The organism is Rhodococcus sp. F64268, from assembly GCF_023015605.1.
GTDB lineage: Bacteria > Actinomycetota > Actinomycetes > Mycobacteriales > Mycobacteriaceae > Rhodococcus.
Genome location: NZ_JALKAI010000008.1, coordinates 1 through 17,508, shown reverse-complemented (window position 1 = coordinate 17,508; position 17,508 = coordinate 1). Strand labels below are relative to the sequence as shown.

At 66.2% G+C, this 17,508-nt stretch carries 14 protein-coding genes and 1 rRNA gene; all 15 read left to right on the top strand.

Annotation, left to right across the window (positions count from 1 at the left end):
• The first annotated feature begins 49 nt into the window (after positions 1–49).
• The gene (gene pheT / locus MWU77_RS18265; protein ID WP_247274423.1) at positions 50–2,536 is read left to right on the top strand and encodes a phenylalanine--tRNA ligase subunit beta; all 2,487 of its coding nucleotides are present in this window, start codon (positions 50–52) and stop codon (positions 2,534–2,536) included.
• A 65-nt stretch (positions 2,537–2,601) separates the two neighbouring features.
• Positions 2,602–3,018 (top strand): PspA/IM30 family protein, encoded by a 417-nt coding sequence (locus MWU77_RS18260; RefSeq protein WP_169686747.1) that lies wholly within the window; start codon positions 2,602–2,604, stop codon positions 3,016–3,018.
• A gap of 66 nt (positions 3,019–3,084) precedes the next feature.
• Complete coding sequence (gene argC / locus MWU77_RS18255; RefSeq protein ID WP_169686748.1) at positions 3,085–4,158, top strand: N-acetyl-gamma-glutamyl-phosphate reductase; 1,074 nt, start codon at positions 3,085–3,087, stop codon at positions 4,156–4,158.
• Positions 4,155–5,411 carry a bifunctional glutamate N-acetyltransferase/amino-acid acetyltransferase ArgJ gene (gene argJ / locus MWU77_RS18250; protein WP_169686750.1) on the top strand — a complete coding sequence of 419 codons (1,257 nt, stop codon included), beginning with the start codon at positions 4,155–4,157 and terminating at the stop codon, positions 5,409–5,411. The genes argC and argJ overlap by 4 nt, the downstream gene beginning before the upstream one ends.
• Before the next feature lie 40 nt (positions 5,412–5,451).
• On the top strand, positions 5,452–6,363 hold the full coding sequence (argB, locus tag MWU77_RS18245) for an acetylglutamate kinase (RefSeq protein ID WP_169686752.1): 912 nt from the start codon (positions 5,452–5,454) through the stop codon (positions 6,361–6,363).
• Positions 6,360–7,550 carry an acetylornithine transaminase gene (locus MWU77_RS18240; RefSeq protein ID WP_169686754.1) on the top strand — a complete coding sequence of 397 codons (1,191 nt, stop codon included), beginning with the start codon at positions 6,360–6,362 and terminating at the stop codon, positions 7,548–7,550. Before argB ends, MWU77_RS18240 begins: the two co-directional genes overlap by 4 nt.
• A gap of 2 nt (positions 7,551–7,552) precedes the next feature.
• Positions 7,553–8,482 carry an ornithine carbamoyltransferase gene (argF, locus tag MWU77_RS18235; protein WP_247274518.1) on the top strand — a complete coding sequence of 310 codons (930 nt, stop codon included), beginning with the start codon at positions 7,553–7,555 and terminating at the stop codon, positions 8,480–8,482.
• 2 nt (positions 8,483–8,484) lie between these two features.
• On the top strand, positions 8,485–8,994 hold the full coding sequence (locus tag MWU77_RS18230) for an arginine repressor (RefSeq protein ID WP_169686756.1): 510 nt from the start codon (positions 8,485–8,487) through the stop codon (positions 8,992–8,994).
• A 48-nt stretch (positions 8,995–9,042) separates the two neighbouring features.
• Positions 9,043–10,242: an argininosuccinate synthase gene (locus MWU77_RS18225; RefSeq protein ID WP_169686759.1), complete on the top strand. Its 1,200-nt coding sequence runs from the start codon at positions 9,043–9,045 to the stop codon at positions 10,240–10,242.
• A gap of 2 nt (positions 10,243–10,244) precedes the next feature.
• Complete coding sequence (argH, locus tag MWU77_RS18220) at positions 10,245–11,669, top strand: argininosuccinate lyase (RefSeq protein WP_169686761.1); 1,425 nt, start codon at positions 10,245–10,247, stop codon at positions 11,667–11,669.
• 129 nt (positions 11,670–11,798) lie between these two features.
• Positions 11,799–14,786, top strand: a complete 2,988-nt coding sequence (locus tag MWU77_RS18215; RefSeq protein ID WP_247274422.1) for an alpha/beta fold hydrolase — start codon at positions 11,799–11,801, stop codon at positions 14,784–14,786.
• Positions 14,787–14,824: 38 nt separating this feature from the next.
• On the top strand, positions 14,825–15,046 hold the full coding sequence (locus tag MWU77_RS18210; RefSeq protein ID WP_169686763.1) for a Trm112 family protein: 222 nt from the start codon (positions 14,825–14,827) through the stop codon (positions 15,044–15,046).
• The gene (locus MWU77_RS18205) at positions 15,043–15,648 is read left to right on the top strand and encodes a DNA-3-methyladenine glycosylase (protein ID WP_206039647.1); all 606 of its coding nucleotides are present in this window, start codon (positions 15,043–15,045) and stop codon (positions 15,646–15,648) included. Before MWU77_RS18210 ends, MWU77_RS18205 begins: the two co-directional genes overlap by 4 nt.
• A gap of 22 nt (positions 15,649–15,670) precedes the next feature.
• A complete protein-coding gene (tyrS, locus tag MWU77_RS18200) occupies positions 15,671–16,948 on the top strand; it encodes a tyrosine--tRNA ligase (protein WP_247274421.1) in 1,278 nt (425 codons plus the stop codon).
• A 474-nt stretch (positions 16,949–17,422) separates the two neighbouring features.
• Positions 17,423–17,508, top strand: a 16S ribosomal RNA gene (locus MWU77_RS18195); the annotation flags it as partial.

The window sequence follows — 17,508 nt, the reverse complement described above, 5'->3', positions numbered from 1 at the left end:
GCCGATGCCCCGACCCGTGACCGACATCGAACGAGAAAGCTGAGCTCAAGTGCGAGTAGCGCAATCGTGGCTGGCGGAAATCCTGCAGCGCGCCACCCCCGAGTGGAACGTCACCCCGGAGGAACTCGACGCAGGCTTCGTCCGGGTGGGTCTCGAGGTCGAAGACATCGAGACGCTGGGGCGCGTCGACCATCTCGTCATCGGACGTGTCGTGGAGATCACCGAACTCGAGGGCTTCAAGAAGCCCATTCGGTTCTGCCAGGTCGACGTCGGTGAAGACGCTCCCCGCGGAATCGTGTGCGGTGCCCGTAATTTCGCGGTAGGCGACCTCATCGTCGCCGCGTTGCCCGGCGCGGTGCTCCCGGGCGGGTTCGCCATCGCGTCGCGCAAGACGTACGGCCAGGTGTCCGACGGCATGATCTGCTCGGTCGCCGAACTCGGCATCGGCAAGGACCATTCCGGCATTCTCGTCCTCGAGGCGGGATCCGGAGAACCCGGTGACGACGCGAACGACCTGCTCGGACTCGGCGATACCGTCATCGAACTCAACATCACCCCCGACCGCGGTTACTGTTTCTCCCTGCGCGGCCTCACCCGCGAACTCGCGTGTGGTTTCGACCTCGAGTTCCTCGATCCGGCGCAAGTCCCGTCGCTGCCGTCCGATGGCGGACCGAGCTACCCGATCCGGCTCGAACCAGAAGCAGGAGCGACGCGATTCGCGGCGCGGAAGGTTACCGGTATCGACCCCACCGCGGTCACACCGTGGTGGATGCAGCGTCGCCTGCACACCGCTGGTGTCCGCCCGATCTCACCGGCTGTCGACGTCACCAACTACGTGATGCTCGAACTGGGCCAGCCCCTGCACGCGTTCGACGCCGCGACCTTGCAGGGCGAGATCGTCATCCGTCGCGCTGTCGCGGGGGAGAAGCTCACCACGCTCGACGGGGTGGAACGCGTGCTCGATCCCGAAGATGTCGTCATCGCCGACGACAGCGGTGTCATCTCCCTCGCCGGAATCATGGGTGGCGCCACCACCGAGGTCGGGGACGACACCACCGACATCCTCCTCGAGGCTGCGACCTGGGATCCGCTTGCGGTCTTTCGCGGCAACCGCAGGCACAAGCTCAGCAGCGAGGCAGGCAAACGGTTCGAGCGCACCGTCGACCCCGAGGTTGCGCTTGCGGCGCTCGACCGTGCGGCGTCGCTGCTCACCTCGATCGCGGGCGGTCGTGTCGAGTCGACACTGACCGACATCTCCGTGCCGACCGAGAGCGTTTCGATCCGGATGGATATCGACCTCCCCGACCGCACCGCCGGTGTCGGCTACGCGAACGGCACCGCCGCACGGCGACTCACACAGATCGGGTGTGCAGTCGAGGTCGGTGTCGCTGACGACGGGAAGGGCCAATTGGTCGTCGCACCTCCGTCGTGGCGTCCCGATCTGCGCCAGCCCGCGGATCTCGTCGAGGAGGTCCTTCGTCTCGAGGGACTCGAGCAGATCCCGTCTGTCGTTCCCGCCGCACCCGCGGGACGCGGACTGACTCCGAGTCAGCGTCGTCGTCGCGCGGTGGGTCGCGCGCTCGCTTCCGACGGCTACATCGAGGTACTCGCTCCGGTGTTTCTGCCTGCGGGCGTGTTCGACACGTGGGGGCTGGACGCTGAAGACCCGCGCCGCACCACCACCAAAGTCCTCAACCCGCTCGAGTCGGATCGACCCGAGTTGGCGACAACCCTGCTGCCGGGCCTGTTCGAAGTGCTTTCGCGCAACGTGTCGCGCGGTCAGCGTGACGTCGCGCTGTTCTCGATCGCGCAGGTGGTCCATCCCGGCCCCGAGACAACCTCGGTCGCGGCGCTCCCCGTCGATCGGCGCCCCACCGACGGCGAGATCGCGCTCCTGGAACGGTCCCTGCCCGAGCAACCCGTGCATATCGGCGGTGTCCTGTCCGGTTTGCGGGAGCCCGCAGGCCCCTGGGGGCCGGGCCGGGTCTCCGACGCGGCCGACGCGTTCGCAGCCGCCGAGACCGTTGCCCGGGCTGCCGGCGTGCAACTCGAGCGTCGGCAAGCGCAGTACCTGCCGTGGCACCCGGGTCGTTGCGCGGAACTGATCGTCGACGGGGTCGTCGTCGGCCACGCCGGTGAACTTCACCCGGCCGTCGTCGAACGATCCGGGCTACCCGCCCGGACGTGCGCCTTCGAGCTGAATCTCGATGCGCTGCCGATCGTGGAGTTGCTGCCCGCCCCCATCGTGTCGCCGTTCCCCGCAGTTCTCCAGGACGTCGCGGTCGTGGTCGCCGACGAGGTGCCTGCTGCGCGAGTGGAAGCGGCTTTGCGTAGCGGTGGCGGCGAATTGCTCGAGGACATCCGGTTGTTCGATGTCTTCACGGGCTCCCAAGTGGGCGACGGACGCAAGTCACTGGCCTTCGCACTGCGGTTCCGTGCGTACGACCGCACCCTCACCGAGGATGAGGCGAGCGCGGCTCGTGACGCTGCTGTCGCTGCTGCGTCGGCCGCGGTAGGAGCGGAACTTCGCGGCTGACGCGGCAGTGGCGATTCGCGGCTGACGCGGCAGCGGCGAGCGGGTGCGCGACGTAGCCTGAGGAGATGAGCACGCACGAATCGTCTCCCGGGCGCGTACCGGATCCCGACAATCCGGAGGAACCAGTACCGGACGTGACACCGGCGGGGCCCGAGACGCCGTCGGTGCCCGATGTGCCGCCCGGCCCATCGATACCCGACGTTCCACCTCTCGATCCGGAACCGTCGCCCGATCCCGACATCACACCGAGCGGGACACGAGCGCCGACGATCGAGGAGGTGACCGGGTACACCGAGGGCGGGGTACCGACGTTCGACTCGGTACGCGACAAGATCGAGCGGCGAGTCGGTACAGCGACCGGAATGGAGGAGCTGGCCCACGAGAGTGCCGCCGGACGGAGCCTCGAGGAGAAATACGAGGAGCGCAAGAAGGCCGCAGCCGACCGATTGGACGAGATCCGGCAGTCGATGAAGAAGACCTGACCGGGGAAAGCCCGGTATGACAACCCAGTGATGAAATAATTTGCATGAGCGTGCATAATCAATCGTATGGGTAACTCACCGGCATTCACAGCGACACCGCAGTCGCCACTCCGGGTCGCAGTAGCGGGCGCCAGCGGCTATGCGGGTGGCGAGGTTCTGCGCCTGCTGCTCACGCACCCCGCCTACCTGGACGGATCTCTGGTCATCGGCGCGCTGACCGCGGGTGGCAACGCGGGCGCCGCCCTGCGCGAGTTCCATCCGCACCTGCACCCGCTCGCGGAGCGAGTGCTGGCGCCGACCGACCTCGACTCGCTTGCCGGCCACGACGTCGTCTTCCTCGGCCTGCCGCACGGCCATTCCGCCGCCCTTGCCGAACAGCTCCCGGATACCACTGTCGTGATTGACTGCGGCGCAGACTTCCGGCTCGAGAGCGCCGACGATTGGCAGCGCTGGTACGGAACCGACCATGCCGGCACGTGGCCCTACGGACTTCCGGAACTCACCGGAAAGCGGGAGCAGCTCACCGGTGCCACCCGCATTGCGGTCCCCGGCTGCTACCCGACGTCCGCGACACTCGCGCTGGCCCCGGCCGTCGCGGCAGGCCTCGTCGAGCCGGCCGTCCAAATCGTCGCGGTCTCCGGAACCTCCGGCGCAGGTAAGTCCCCGCGGGTCGACCTGCTCGGTTCCGAAGTGATGGGCTCGGCGCGCGCCTACGGCGTCGCGGGCGCACATCGGCACACACCGGAGATCAAGCAGAATCTGTCCGCGCTCGCAGGCACACCGGTGACGGTCTCGTTCACCCCCGTGCTGGCCCCTATGCCGCGCGGGATCCTCGCGACGTGCACGGCACCGACCGCAGCGTCGGCTGCAGAGGTGCGCACCGTATACGAAAAGGCCTATGCCGACGAACCATTCGTGCATCTGCTTCCCGACGGCGTGCTCCCCGCGACCGGTGCAGTCGTCGGATCCAACGCCGTGCAGATCTCGGTCACCGTCGACACCGACGCCGGACTTCTCGTCGCAATCGCCGCGATCGACAATCTCACCAAGGGCACCGCAGGTGGTGCCGTCCAATCCATGAACCTCGCCGTCGGTCTACCCGAGACCGCAGGCCTGCCCACCGTGGGAGTCGCACCGTGACCGAGAGCACCGACAAGCACGCCGACCACGTCTACAGCGACGCGGTCGACACCGCCGGGGGACGACTCATCCGCACCCAGGGCGTCACCAGCCCCGCCGGATTCCGCGCCGCAGGTATCCCCGCAGGTATCAAGGTCTCCGGCAGGCCCGATCTCGCACTCGTGGTCAACGAAGGCCCCGACCTCACCGCCACCGGTGTGTTCACGGCAAACAAGGTCAAGGCCGCACCCGTCCTGTGGTCCCAGCAGGTGCTGGCCTCGCACGCACTACGCGCCGTGGTCCTCAACTCCGGTGGAGCCAACGCATGCACCGGACCCGGCGGATTCCAGGACGCCCACGCCACCGCCGAAGCCGTCGCCGAGGCGCTGAGCAACTGGGGTACCGAGACCGGCGCCGGCGAGGTCGCCGTGTGCTCGACCGGACTCATCGGCGACCGATTGCCCATGGACAAGGTCCTCTCCGGCGTCCACGACATCGTGCACGAACTTGCCGGCGGCATCTCCGGCGGAACCGACGCCGCCTACGCCATCATGACCACCGACACCGTGCCCAAGCAGGCTGCTCTGCACCACGCCGACAAGTGGAATGTGGGTGGCATGGCGAAGGGCGCGGGCATGCTGGCACCAGCGCTTGCCACCATGCTGTGCGTGGTGACCACCGATGCCGTCGCCACCGCAGACCAACTCGGCCGAGCGCTGCGCGGCGCGACCCGCATGACATTCGACCGACTCGACATCGACGGTGCCACCAGTACCAACGACACGGTCCTGCTCCTCGCATCCGGCGCCAGCGGTGTGGTCCCGACCCAGGACGAACTCGATGCTGCCGTCCTCGCCGTATGTGACGACCTGGCAGCGCAGATGATGGCCGACGCCGAAGGCGTCACCAAGCGCGTCACCGTCACGGTGCGCGGTGCCGCCTCCGAGACCCATGCCCTGATCGGCGCCCGCACGGTCGCCCGCGACAGCCTCGTCAAGACCGCGCTTTTCGGCTCCGATCCCAACTGGGGCCGTGTCCTCGCTGCGATCGGCATCGCCCCCATCGAACTCGACCCCGACAAGATCTCGGTGACGTTCAACGGAAGCCCGGTGTGCATCGACGGCGTCGGCGCTCCCGGCGCCCGTGAGGTGGACCTGTCCGGCATCGACATCGCGTTGGAGATCGACCTAGGTGTCGGCGAGGCCGAGGCCTCCATCCGCACCACCGACCTCTCGCACGCCTACGTGGAAGAGAACTCGGCCTACTCGTCCTGATCGAGCGGCCCCCAGATCACCGGTCGATACAGGAGACCCCATGACAGACGACCTCATCGCGAGCCTGACCTCGCACCAGAAGGCGTTCGTACTCGCCGAAGCTCTGCCGTGGCTGCAGAAATTCCGCGACAAGATCGTCGTCGTCAAATACGGCGGCAACGCCATGACCGACGATGCCCTCAAAGTTGCGTTCGCCGCCGACATGGCGTTCCTGCGCACCGTCGGCATCCACCCGGTGGTGGTGCACGGCGGAGGCCCGCAGATCAACACCATGCTGAAGCGGCTGGGCATGGAAGGCGAGTTCCGCGGCGGTTTCCGCGTGACCACCCCCGACGTCATGGATGTCGTACGCATGGTGCTGTTCGGGCAGGTCGGCCGCGAACTCGTCGGCCTGATCAACAGCCACGGACCCTACGCGGTCGGGATCTCCGGTGAGGACGCGCAGCTGTTCACCGCGACCCGGCGCACCGTCGTCGTCGACGGAACCGACACCGACATCGGGCTCGTGGGCGACGTCACCACCGTCGACCCCGCGGCCGTGCTCGACCTCATCGCGGCAGGTCGCATCCCCGTGGTGTCGACCATCGCTCCCGACGCGGACGGCGTCGTGCACAACATCAACGCCGACACCGCGGCCGCAGCCCTCGCCGAAGCGCTCGGCGCGGAGAAACTCGTCGTCCTCACCGACGTCGAAGGTCTCTACACCGACTGGCCGGACCGAAGCTCGCTCACCTCGTCGATCGACACCGCCGCACTCGAGGTGCTCCTGCCGTCCCTCGACTCCGGCATGGTCCCGAAAATGGAGGCGTGCCTGCGCGCCGTGCAGGGCGGAGTGCCCAGCGCGCACGTCATCGACGGGCGCCAGCCCCACTCCGTTCTGCTCGAACTGTTCACCGAAGAAGGTATCGGCACCATGGTGGTGCCTGCCCACGACCAGGAAGGCGCCGCATGACCGGCACGTCCGAGCTCCAGCAGCGCTGGGCCGGCTCACTCATGAACAACTACGGGGTGCCGAAGGTCGCGCTCGTCGCGGGCGACGGCGCCGTCCTCACCGACGCCGACGGTAAGCAGTACCTCGATCTGCTCGGCGGCATCGCCGTCAACAGCCTCGGTCACCGGCACCCCGCCGTCATCGATGCCGTCACCGCGCAATTGGGCCAACTCGGGCACGTGTCGAACTTGTATGCGTCGCAGCCGGTCCTCGACCTTGCCGAGCAACTCCTCGGTCTCTGGGGTCACCCGGGTCGCGCGTTCTTCTGCAACTCCGGCACCGAAGCCAACGAGGCCGCGTTCAAGATCGCGCGGCTCACCGGTCGCCCCAAGATCATCGCCGCAGAGAAGGCGTTCCACGGCCGTACCATGGGGGCCCTCGCACTCACCGGTCAACCGGACAAGCGCGCCCCGTTCGAACCGATGCCCGCCGGTGTCGAATTCGTCCCTTACGGCGACCTCGACGCACTCACCGCTGCGATCGACGACACCACCGCCGCAGTGTTCCTCGAACCGATCATGGGCGAGTCCGGTGTCGTCGTACCGCCCGAGGGATACCTGGCAGGCGCTCGTCGCCTCACCTCCGAACACGGCGCGCTGCTCGTGCTCGACGAGGTGCAGACCGGCATCGCCCGCACCGGCACCTTCTTCGCACACCAGGCGGCAGGAATCGTCCCGGATGTGATGACCCTTGCCAAGGGGCTCGGCGGAGGCCTGCCCATCGGCGCGGTCCTCGCAACCGGGCCCGCCGCCGACCTACTGACGCCCGGCAAGCACGGCACCACCTTCGGCGGCAACCCGGTGTGCGCCGCCGCCGCGCTCGCCGTGCTGCGCACCATCGACGAGCAGAATCTGCTCGACCACGTGGATTCGGTGGGCAAGACACTCTCCGCCGGAATCGAAGAACTCGGCCATCCGCTCGTGGATCACGTGCGCGGTTCGGGGCTACTCCTCGGCATCGTGCTCACCGACACCAAGGCCGGTGCCGTCGAAACTGCCGCGCGCGACGCGGGATTCCTGGTCAATGCGGCCGCATCCGACGTGATTCGTCTCGCGCCACCGCTCATCCTCACCCAGGAACAGGCGGCCGGATTCGTCACCGCACTGCCAGGCATCCTCGACACCGCATCCCAGGAAGGGGGCCGGTGACCATGGTCAGGCATTTCCTCCGCGACGACGATCTCACTCCTGCCGAACAGAACGAGGTCCTCGAACTCGCCGCCGAGTTGAAGAAGAACCCGCTCTCACGTCGTCCCCTCGAAGGCCCGTACAGCGTCGCCGTCCTGTTCGACAAGACGTCCACCCGGACCCGCTTCTCCTTCGACGCGGGCATTGCACAACTCGGCGGACATGCGATCGTCGTCGACACCGGCGCCACCCAGATCGGGAAGGGCGAGACGCTGGAGGACACCGCCCGCATGTTCTCCCGCTTCACGAAGGCGGTGGTGTGGCGCACATACGGTCAGGACCGTGTCGAGACGCTCGCGGCCCACTCCGAGGTGCCCGTGGTCAACGCCCTCACCGACACCTTCCACCCCTGCCAGGTCCTGGCCGATCTACAGACCATTCGAGAGAACAAGGGCAGTACCGCAGGTCTGACGATGACGTACTTCGGTGACGGTGCGAACAATATGGCGCACTCGTTGATGCTCGGCGGCGTCACTGCAGGCATGCACGTCGTCATTGCCACCCCGGGCCGGTTCGCACCCGATCCGGCGGTCGTCGAGGCCACCCGCGCCCGCGCCGAGCAGACCGGCGGAAGCGTCACGGTCACCGATGACCCACGGGCGGCAGCTGAGGGCGCCGACGTCCTCGTCACCGACACCTGGGTGTCCATGGGGCAGGAGAACGACGGCCTCGACCGCGAGGCGGTGTTTCGGCCGTTCCAATTGAACGACGAGATCGTGGCACTGTCGAAATCCGATTCGATCGTGTTGCACTGCCTTCCCGCTTACCGCGGCAAAGAGATCACAGCCGAAGTCATCGATGGTCCCCGCGCGGTCGTGTGGGACGAAGCGGAGAACCGTCTGCACGCGCAGAAAGCGCTGCTCGTGTGGCTGCTCGAACAGAGCCGGAGCTGACGATGAGCACCGCGCCCGACCGAGACGACATTGCGGTGAGCGCTCCGACCCGGGCCGCCCGGCAAGCACGCATCATCGCGCTGTTGGCCACCCGCGCGGTGCGCAGTCACACCGAGCTCGCGGCCATGCTTGCCGACAACGGCATCGAAGTCTCGACCGCCACGCTCTCCCGCGATCTCGAGGAACTCGGAGCCGTCAAGCTCCGGGCGGCCGACGGGGGAGCGGGCGTGTATGTCGTCCCCGAGGACGGAAGTCCGGTCCGCGGCGTCACGGGTGGCACCGACCGACTGTCGAAACTTCTCGGCGAACTGCTCGTGTCGACCGACTCGAGCGGCAACATCGCGGTGCTTCGTACCCCGCCCGGAGCAGCGCACTATCTGGCCAGTGCACTCGATCGTGCATCATTACCGGAAGTGGTCGGCACGATCGCGGGTGACGACACCATCGCGGTGATTGCCCGGGAACCGAACACCGGAGCCGACCTGGCTGCGAAAATCGAATCACTCGCCTGACCTACCACTGATCGACAGACATCAAAGATAAGAAGGAGCACAATCACCATGGCCGATCGCGTCGTACTCGCCTACTCGGGCGGGCTGGACACCTCCGTTGCCATCAGCTGGATCGGCAAGGAGACCGGCAAGGAGGTCGTCGCCGTCGCCATCGATCTCGGCCAGGGCGGCGAGGACATGGAGGTCGTGCGTCAGCGCGCCCTCGACTGCGGTGCCGTGGAATCCGTGGTCGTCGATGCCAAGGACGAGTTCGCCACCGAGTACTGCCTGCCGACCGTGCAGGCCAATGCTCTGTACATGGACCGCTACCCGCTGGTGTCCGCGATCAGCCGCCCGCTGATCGTCAAGCACATCGTGCAGGCTGCACGGGAGCACGGCGGCACCATCGTGTCGCACGGCTGCACCGGCAAGGGCAACGACCAGGTTCGCTTCGAGGTCGGTTTCGGTGCCCTCGCTCCCGACCTGCAGGTCATCGCCCCGGTCCGCGACTACGCCTGGACCCGCGAGAAGGCCATCGCATTCGCCGGTGAGCACGGTCTGCCGATCAACGTGACGAAGAAGTCTCCGTTCTCTATCGATCAGAACGTGTGGGGTCGCGCTGTCGAGACCGGCTTCCTCGAAGACCTGTGGAACGCTCCGACCAAGGACGTCTACGACTACACCGAAGACCCGACCCTCAATTGGCAGGCGCCCGACGAGGTCATCATCAGCTTCGAAGCGGGACGTCCCGTCGCCATCGACGGCAAGCACGTCACCACGCTCGAAGCGATCCAGCAGCTCAACAAGCGTGCCGGCGCCCAGGGGGTGGGCCGACTCGACATGGTCGAGGACCGTCTCGTCGGCATCAAGAGCCGTGAGATCTACGAGGCTCCCGGCGCGATCGCGTTGATCACGGCTCATCAGGAGCTCGAGCACGTCACTCTCGAACGCGAACTCGGCCGCTACAAGCGTCGCGTCGAAGAGCGGTGGAGCGAGCTCGTCTACGACGGCCTGTGGTTCTCCCCGCTCAAGTACGCGCTCGACGCATTTGTCGAGAAGACACAGGAACGCGTCACCGGCGACATCCGCATGGTCATGCACGGCGGTCATATCTCGGTCAACGGTCGCCGCAGCCCCGAGTCGCTGTACGACTTCAACCTCGCCACCTACGACGAGGGGGACAGCTTCGATCAGTCGAACGCCAAGGGCTTCGTGCAGATCCACGGCCTCTCCTCGAAGGTCGCGGCCAAGCGCGATCTGGGCTTGTAACAATGACCCAGGCTCACGGCACCAACGAAGGTGCCCTGTGGGGCGGTCGGTTCGAATCGGGACCGGCCGCCGCCATGGCGGCTCTGAGCAAGTCCACGCACTTCGACTGGGTGCTTGCCCCGTACGACGTGCGCGCCTCGCAGGCCCACGCGAAGGTCCTGCACCGTGCGGGACTACTGACCGAGTCCGATCTGGCGACGATGCTCGACGGACTCGAACAACTCGCCACGGACGTCGCCTCAGGGGCGTTCACGCCGGCAGAATCCGACGAGGACGTCCACGGTGCGCTCGAACGCGGACTCATCGAGCGCGTCGGTCCCGAGATCGGTGGGCGGCTGCGGGCGGGACGGTCGCGAAACGATCAGGTCGCCACGTTGTTCCGTATGTGGCTCCGAGACGCGGCCCGGCGAATCGGTGACGGAGTTCTCGACGTCGTCGAGGCGATCGCCGGGCAGGCTGCGGCGCATCCGGACGCAATCATGCCGGGCAAGACGCACCTGCAGGCCGCGCAGCCTGTGCTCCTCGCACACCACCTGCTCGCGCACGCGCATCCGCTGCTGCGAGACGTCGACCGCCTGCGCGATTTCGACAAGCGCGCGGCCGTGTCGCCGTACGGGTCGGGTGCGCTGGCGGGGTCGTCGCTGGGGCTGGATCCGGACGCGATCGCCGAAGATCTGGGATTCGCCTCCGCTGCGAACAACTCGATCGACGCGACCAGTTCGCGCGACTTCGCGGCCGAGGCCGCGTTCGTGTTCGCGCAGATCGCGGTCGACCTGTCGCGGATGGCGGAAGAGGTGATCCTATGGAGCACACCCGAATTCCGGTACGTCACACTCGCCGATGCGTGGTCGACAGGGTCGTCGATCATGCCGCAGAAGAAGAACCCCGATGTGTCCGAGCTCACGCGCGGAAAAGCCGGGCGCCTGATCGGCAACCTCACCGGCCTGCTGGCCACGCTCAAGGCACAACCGCTCGCCTACAACCGAGATCTCCAAGAAGACAAGGAACCGGTCTTCGATTCGGTCGCGCAGCTCGAGTTGTTGTTGCCCGCCATCACGGGGCTGATCGCGACACTGACGTTCCACACCGACCGCATGGCAGAACTCGCGCCGGCCGGTTTCACTCTCGCCACCGACATCGCCGAGTGGATGGTCCGGCAGGGTGTGCCCTTCCGGGTCGCACACGAAGCGGCCGGGGCGTGCGTACGTGTCGCAGAAGCACGCGGGGTCGGACTCGCTGACCTCACCGACGACGAGCTCGCTGCGGTCGATCCCGCCCTCACTCCTGCTGTTCGTGAAGTGCTCACGGTCGAGGGATCGGTGGCCTCGAGGAATGCGCGCGGTGGCACGGCAGGTGTCCGCGTCGCCGAGCAACTCGACGATGTCCGGGCCGAAACGCAGAGCCTGCGCTCGTGGGTGCGCGCCTGACCGGGTAGAGCTCGAACACGACCGTTGCCATCGAGCGACACTTCGTCGGGCGCCACCGACAGGGGCAGGCCGTGTGGCACTCTGAGACCGTGAACCGGGACGTCGGACGCCAGGTGGAGGGGGCGGTAGGTGGAACTCAGTGGTGACGCGGTGATCGGGTCCCTGCGGCGCATCATTGCCACGGCACAGAACGGTCTCGAGGTGGTGCGTTTCGGCGGCCTGGAATCGGGGGCAGCGCCGTCTCCGTTCCAGGTCGTCGTGCGTACCCCGATGTACCGGCTCCGTCGGTACTTTCCCGAAGCCGATACCGCTCGCTCGGGAATTCCGATCGTGCTCGTGCCGCCGATGATGATGGCGGCCGATGTATACGACGTCACCCCCGACACGGGTGCTGTCGGTATGCTGCAATCGCTGGGACTGGACCCGTGGGTGGTCGATTTCGGGTCGCCCGACCAAGAAGAAGGCGGGTGGGGACGCACGCTGACCGATCACATCGTGGCCCTCGACGACATCATCGATCGGGTCCACGAATACACGGGTCGTGACGTCCACCTGTCCGGATACTCGCAGGGCGGGATGTTCTGTTATCAGACTGCGGCATACCGGCGGAGCCGCAACATCGCGAGCCTCGTGACCTTCGGCAGCCCCGTCGACACCCTGGCAGCGCTCCCATTCGGCATTCCCGATGCCCTCGCGGTCAGATCCGCGGACTTCCTGGCCGACCACGTGTTCAACCGGCTTGCGATCTCGGGCTGGATGGCGCGCACCGGCTTCCAGTTCCTCGATCCCGTCAAGACCGTGCGCTCACGCATCGACTTCCTCATGCAGTTGCACGACCGTGAGGCACTACTGCCGCGTGAACCGCAGCGCAGGTTCCTCGATACGGAAGGCTGGGTGGCATGGTCGGGCCCGGCCGTCGCCGAACTGCTGCGACAGTTCATCGCGCACAACCGGATGATGAGCGGCGGGTTCGTGATCAACGACCGCGCGGTCAGCCTCGCGGAAATCACCTGCCCGATCCTCGCTTTCGTCGGTGAGGTCGACGACATCGGCCAGCCGCTCGCGGTTCGCGGCATCCGCAAGGCCGCGCCCCGCGCCGACGTGTACGAGTATTCGCTGCGCGCGGGTCATTTCGGTCTTGTCGTGGGATCGGCTGCTGCACAACAGACGTGGCCTGCCGTGAGCGAATGGGTGCACTGGCGTGACGGCCACGGAGACCGGCCCGTCGGAGTGGTTCCGATGGAAACACCGGATCCGCACGGAGAAGACGAGACCGGTGTGACAATCGGTAGTCGCATCACCCATACCGCCACGACGATCGCCGAGGTCGGTACCGAACTCGTCGAAGGCGTCGCAGACATTGCCGTCGGCGCTGTGCGGGGTGTCCGCGAATTGTCGGGGGAAGCGGTACGGGCCCTGCCCCGGCTTGCTCGGTTGCGGCAACTCGAATCACACACTCGGGTCTCTGTCGGGGGACTGCTGGCTGAACAGGGCCGTAAGGCCGCTCAACGCGAGTGCTTCATCTACGACGACCGCGTCTACACGTACGCGGTCGTCAACGCTCGAATCGACACCATCGTCCTCGGCCTCGTCAGTTGTCGAATTCGCCCCGCCATGCACGTCGGCGTCCTGATGGGAACTCGTCCCAGCGCGATGGCGGCTGTTGCTGCGGTGTCGCGGCTCGGCGGGGTGTCGGTGATGCTGGCCCCGGGCCCGGACCTCGCCGAGTCCATCAGGCTCGGCGCCGTCGAGAAGGTCATCACCGATCCGGAGAACCTCGACCGCGCCGCCTCCACCGGTCTGCCCGTGTTGGTTCTCGGCGGTGGCGACGTTCGCGACCTGGATGTTCCGAACGGTGCCGACGTCGTCGATCTCGAACGGCTCGACGTGTCGGCCGTGGAGCTGCCGGGCTGGTACGTGCCGAACCCGGGGCTCGCTCGCGAACTGGCATTCATCTTGTTCACCGGTAGCGGCGACGCACTCGAGATGAAGCGGATCACGAATCACCGATGGGCGTTGTCGGCCTTCGGCACTGCGACCGCGGCGGCCCTCGACCGCGGCGATACCATGTATTGCCTTGCGCCTCTGTATCATTCGTCGGGCCTGCTGGTCGGGCTCGGGGGAGCTCTCGCAGGGGGCGCCCGAATCGCGCTGTCGCGGGAATTGGACCCGGCGCGGTTCCGCGAGGAAATCCACCGCTACGGGGTGACGGTGGTGACCTACACCTGGTCGATGCTCCACACTGTCCTCGACAGCTCCTCCTGGCATTCCGACGATATCCACCCCATCCGATTGTTCCTCGGGTCCGGTATGACACCGGGCCTGTGGCGGCGCACCCTGGAGCGATTCGCGCCGGCGCGGGTCCTCGAGTTCTACGCGTCAACCGAGGGCGACATCGTGCTGGCGAATGTGTCCGGGACCAAGATCGGTTCGAAGGGGCGTCCTTTGCCGGGCAGCGCCGAGGTCCGATTGGCTGCCTACGACCCGATTGCCGGACGGCTCGTCGAAGGCGACCGCGGGTTCGTCCGTGAATGTGACCCCGATGAAGTCGGGTTGCTGCTCGGCAGGCGGGGCCACTCGGCGGAGAGCCTCACCGCAGTGATGCGCGGTGTGTTCGAGGCGGGCGACAGTTGGGTCCCCACCGACAATCTGTTCCGGCGCGATGCCGACGGGGACTTCTGGCTCCTCGACAACAAGCGCTCGGTCATCGTGACACCGCGCGGCCCGGTCTACGCGCAACCGATCGTCGATGTTCTCGGTAGTCTCCCGCGCGTCGACCTTGCAGTCGCGTACGGAGTGTCCGTCGGTCATGCCGACATCGCAGTGGCGGCAATCACCCTTCGCGAGAATCGGGCGCCGACCGCGTCCGAGATCACAGTGGCCCTCGACGCCCTGCCGGTCGACGAGCGACCGGATCTGGTTCACGTGGTCGCCGAGATCGCTCTCGGACCGTCGTATCGCCCGGTCAGCGAGGCTCTGCGTGCACGAGGGCTACCTGCTCCCAGCGTCCGGTCCTGGTACGCCGACCCGGCGACGGGGGCGTACCGACGGTTCACCAAGGCGGTATGGACGAAGTGGACGTCGGGCACGGACCGCTCCGGCCCGGTTGCGCGGTAGCCTGAGCGCGTTCACCACCCACCGTCGAGAGGACCTCCGTGGCCGTCGATCCCGCACTGTTGAGCATCCTGGCCTGCCCGCAGGACAAGGGTCCGCTTCTACTCGTCGACGACACGGTGCTCTACAACCCGAGACTGCGTCGCGCTTATCCCATCGAGAACGGAATTCCGGTTCTGCTCGTCGACGACGCACGTGACGTCTCCGACGCCGAGCACGAGGATTTCGTCGCGCGCGGTGTCGCCGGATGGGTGGCGAGCTGAGCTCGGACCGCCTCTCGACGCTCGATCCGATTGCTGCAGCGCGCGCCCTGCTGGCTGCTCACATCAGAGTTGGCGAGGTGACACTGCGTGTTACCGAGGTCGAGGCCTACGGCGGACCCGAGGACGGTCCGTGGCCGGATCCGGCCGCGCATTCGTATCGGGGCCCGACCGGTCGCAATCGGGTCATGTTCGGTCCTGCCGGTCACCTGTACGTCTATCGGAGTTACGGAATCCATCACTGCGCGAACATCTCGATCGGTGCCCCCGGCGTGGCGTCCGCGGTGCTGTTGCGCGGTGCCGAAGTGATCACCGGTGAAGCAGCAGTACGGACCCGGCGGACTCCCGGCACCCCGGTGGGAAATCTTGCGCGGGGTCCGGGAAATCTCGCGCAAGCACTCGGGCTGACCCTCGAGGACAATGGTCTGGATGTATTCGCGCCCGGTGCGCGGGTATCCGTCACCCTCGCCGAAGTGGTGACACACGTGGAGGCGGGGCCGAGAGTGGGAATCAGTGTCGCTGCCGACCGGCCGTGGCGGTTCTGGATCCGTGGTGGGATCGGTGTCTCCGCATACCGAAGGAGCCCACGCGCTCCGATCCTCTGAGTCGTAGTGGGATGATCGAACGGTGACTGAGCAAATTCTGGACGAACTGACCTGGCGCGGGCTCATTGCCCAATCGACCGATCTCGACGCACTTCGACGGGACCTCGATGCAGGTCCGGTCACGCTCTATGCCGGATTCGATCCCACCGGGCCGAGCCTGCATGCAGGTCACCTCGTGCCGCTCCTCGCACTCAAGCGTTTCCAGCGAGCCGGCCATCGGCCGATCGTGCTCGCCGGTGGTGCGACCGGCATGATCGGCGACCCACGTGACGTGGGGGAGCGCACCATGCAGTCCGCCGATACAGTCGCCGATTGGTCTGATCGCATCCGCGGACAACTCGAACGGTTCGTCGATTTCGGGGATCCGGACACCGGCGCGGTAGTGGTGAACAATCTCGACTGGACCGGTCAGCTCAGTGTCGTCGATTTCCTGCGTGATGTCGGTAAACACTTCTCCGTCAATGTCATGCTCGCGCGCGACACGGTCAAGCGTCGCCTCGAGGGCGACGGAATCTCGTACACGGAGTTCAGCTACATGCTGCTCCAGGCCAACGACTACGTCGAGCTTCGCCGCAAACACGGGTGCGTGCTCCAGGTCGGCGGCTCCGATCAGTGGGGCAACATCATCGCGGGCGTCGAACTGAACCGGCGCACCGACGGAGTCTCGGTGCATGCCTTGACCGTTCCGCTCGTGACCTCATCGGACGGCAAGAAGTTCGGAAAATCGACCGGCGGTGGAAGCCTGTGGCTCGACCCCGAGATGACGAGCCCGTACGCGTGGTACCAGTACTTCGTCAACGCGGCAGACGCCGACGTCATGAAGTACCTGCAATGGTTCACATTCCTCTCGCAGGAGGAACTGGCCGAGCTCGCGACCGCGACCGCTGAACGCCCCCACGCACGCGAGGCCCAGAAGCGTCTCGCAGCAGAGATGACGACCCTCGTCCACGGTGAAGCGAACACTCGCGCGGTCGAACACGCCAGCCGCGCATTGTTCGGGCGTGGTGAACTCGCGGAGCTCGACGAGGGGACGCTGGCTGCCGCGTTGACAGAGGCTTCGGTCGCCGAAGTCCGGGCCGGCGATCCCGACACCATCGTCGACCTCCTGGTCGCAACGGGACTGTGTGAGAGCAAGGGAGCGGCTCGACGGACAGTCAAGGAGGGCGGTGCGTCGGTCAACAACGTCCGCGTCTCCAGCGAGGACTGGACGCCGTCGGACAACGATCTGCTCCACGGCGAGTGGATGGTCGTACGTCGCGGCAAACGGAACTTCGCCGGTGTGCGTGTCGTGAAGAACTGACAACGTAGCAGCGCCACCGCTCGCAGGCCGTCTACCAGGCGATTTGACGCTCTGTTAGCGGTGGCGTAACTTTGTCGTTGTTCGAGCGACAGGGACACCAACCCGAACCGACAGGGTCGGGGATATGGTAGTGTTCAAGTCCGCAAGAGCGATCACGGTCAGAAGCGAACGAGGGTTTGCGCCCCGGATGTTGGCTGTGATAGGTTGGAACGGTTGCCCCGGAGCTGGTCGAAGAAAATTCGAACAGTGATGGTGTGCGCGTGTTCTTTGAGAACTCAACAGTGTGCCGATGAATGTCAGTGCCAAATTTTTTTGGTGCGATCACCGAAATTGTTTCGGTGATCGAATTGTGCTGACTATCACATTCTTCCGTCTGTGGTGGTCAGTGTTTTGCTAGTTTGAGTTTTTTTTGCTAGTGATTTGGCTCTTTTGTCTTTGACTGATTGACTCTTTCGGGAGTGAAATCAAGAGTCTTTAACGGAGAGTTTGATCCTGGCTCAGGACGAACGCTGGCGGCGTGCTTAACACATGCAAGTCGAACGATGAAGCCCAGCTTGCTG